General features: G+C 68.9%; 3 protein-coding genes. 1 reads left to right on the forward strand and 2 read right to left on the reverse strand.

Annotated features, from left to right (window positions below; genetic code table 11):
• Positions 1–209 (reverse strand): alpha/beta fold hydrolase (locus tag A8G18_RS21995; RefSeq protein ID WP_157100872.1); only part of this gene is annotated, 209 nt, incomplete at its 3' end.
• A gap of 78 nt (positions 210–287) precedes the next feature.
• Positions 288–941, reverse strand: coding sequence for a TetR family transcriptional regulator (locus A8G18_RS22000; protein WP_064065554.1), 654 nt, complete (start codon positions 939–941; stop codon positions 288–290).
• Between the two features lie 154 nt (positions 942–1095).
• Here A8G18_RS22000 and A8G18_RS22005 point away from each other — a divergent pair, with 154 nt between their 5' ends.
• Positions 1096–2214, forward strand: coding sequence for a ferredoxin reductase (locus A8G18_RS22005; RefSeq protein WP_064065555.1), 1119 nt, complete (start codon positions 1096–1098; stop codon positions 2212–2214).
• Positions 2215–2218: the final 4 nt, after the last annotated feature.

Genomic DNA, 2218 nt, shown 5'->3' on the forward strand with positions numbered 1-2218 from the left:
CCGGCCGGCCGGGCGCCGGGGGAGTATCCGCGCTGGTCGGGGGCGATCACGCGGAAACCGCGTTCGACGAGCAGGCGGGCCACCGGCGTCCAGCTGCGTGATGTCTGGGGGAAGCCGTGCAGGAGCACGACGGGTGTGCCGTCCCTCGGACCCGCCACGCGCACGTCGAAGGTCAAATCGTCGTAGGTGGCGGGTTCGCTCGATGCCATGGGAACCACGTTACGGAAGGGGAGGGTCTCCGACAGGATTTCCCGTCCACCTCGACGAACCGGAGTCGCTCCGGCCCGTCACCGGTCGCCGGACGTCCGACGTGGCCGCCACGCCGCCGTGCCCAGCAGGATCAGACGCATCTGCTTCTCGGCGCGGGTGACCACCTCCGTTTCCTGCGCGCTGCCGGGACGTTCGACGGCGAGCAGGTCGAGGACGAAGTCGAGCATCGCGGTCACCAGCAGGTCGGCGGCCATCTCGAGATCGTCGAACTGCCAGTCGTCGAAGCCGGGGGAGCGGCCCAGGTCGGCGGCGAGTTCACTCGTGAGCAGGCGCAACTCGACGGAGATGGCGGCGGCGACCTCGGGTACTCCGCCGTGGCGTTCGCGGGCGAGGAACCGGAAGGTCGCCTTGTGGGCCCGTACCTGCTGGACCAGCACGTCCAGGGACTGACGGGCGCCGGACGGTCCGGGGGTGCGTCGCGCGTCGCGCAGAAGACGGCGCAGCACCCGCATCGTGTCGGCGGCGAGGGTGACGCCGAGTTCGTCCATCGACGAGAAGTGCCGGTAGAACGCGGTGGGCACGATGCCCGCGTGACGGGCCACCTCCCGCAGGCTCACCCCGCCGAGTCCTCGGTCGGCGGACAGGTCGAGGGCGGCGTCGAGAAGCGCCTGGCGCGTGCGTTCCTTGCGTTCGGCGCGCGTGGTCGGCGGAGGTGCGGAAGCGGTGGACACGCTCCGAGTCTAGGCACGATGGGCTCGGCGGTGTCCGAGCAACTGTAACCGCGATCACACCTGGGTTGACAGTCAGGTGTGTCCGGCTGTCACACTGATTTCAGTGCACATTCGTTCACTGAGCACGCAGAGGTCTACCGAAAGGCGGACAGACATGATCGTGCGCGACCGTCCGACACCCGTCCCGCGCTCGGGTTCGTTACGAAAGCTCCTGGTAGGAGCACTCGAATTGCTGTCCTACCCCCACCACCCGGACCGCTATCTGGAACTTGCCGACCCGCTGCTCGTCACGTCGGCGAACTATGCCCGGATTACAGATGTGGACCGAAGTGCCACCGATTCGCTCACGTTCACGGTGCGCCCCGCACGGTCGTGCCGCCCCCTTCCCGGGCAGTACGTGACCGTGGCGGTGCGGGTCGACGGGGTGCGGCACACGCGCTGCTATTCGCCCACCCTCGTGGATACGGAGACGCAGCGACATCCCGACCTGCGCTTCACCATCGGCAGGCACCCCGACGGCACCGTCTCGCGTCACCTCCACGACCACGCGAGGGTCGGCGACGTCGTCGAACTCGGTCCTGTGGCAGGCGAGTTCGTGGTGCCGAGCCCTCGCCCTCGGCGGCTGCTGTTCGTCGCCGCGGGGTCCGGGCTGACGCCGGTGCTGTCGATGCTCACCGGTCTCGTCGCCGAGGGGTACGACGGGTCCGCGGTCCTGCTCTACTACACCCGTACGCCCGGACACGTCCCGCGCCGCGCCGAACTCGACGTTCTCGCCGACCGGCCCAACATCGAGATCGTCCATGCACACACACGATCCGGCGGCGGACTGCTGCACGGACGGTTCGACCGCAGCCACCTCGCGGCCGTCGCACCCTGGTACGCCGACACGCCCACCTTCGTGTGCGGCCCGGCGGAGATGGTCACGAGCATCCGCGAGGTCTACGCCGAGCGCGGCGCCGAGGCCATGGTGAACACCGAGGAATTCGTCCTCGTGCCATCGGTCGCGTCGACAGATGATGCCGGCGGTGAGATCTCCTTCGCCGAATCCGGCATCGTTGCCGAGAACACCGGATCGACGCTGCTCGCACAGGCCGAAGCGGCCGGTCTCACGCCCGAACACGGATGCCGCATGGGTATCTGCCACAGCTGCACCGCAGTCAGGCTCTCGGGGTGCACCCGCGACGTGCGTACCGGCGACGTCGATTCGGAACCCGGCCGCCGTATCCAGATCTGCGTGAACGCTCCGGTCGGCGACGTCGCCGTCGAACTCTGAACCG

Source organism: Rhodococcus gordoniae (assembly GCF_001646655.1).
GTDB lineage: Bacteria > Actinomycetota > Actinomycetes > Mycobacteriales > Mycobacteriaceae > Rhodococcus > Rhodococcus gordoniae.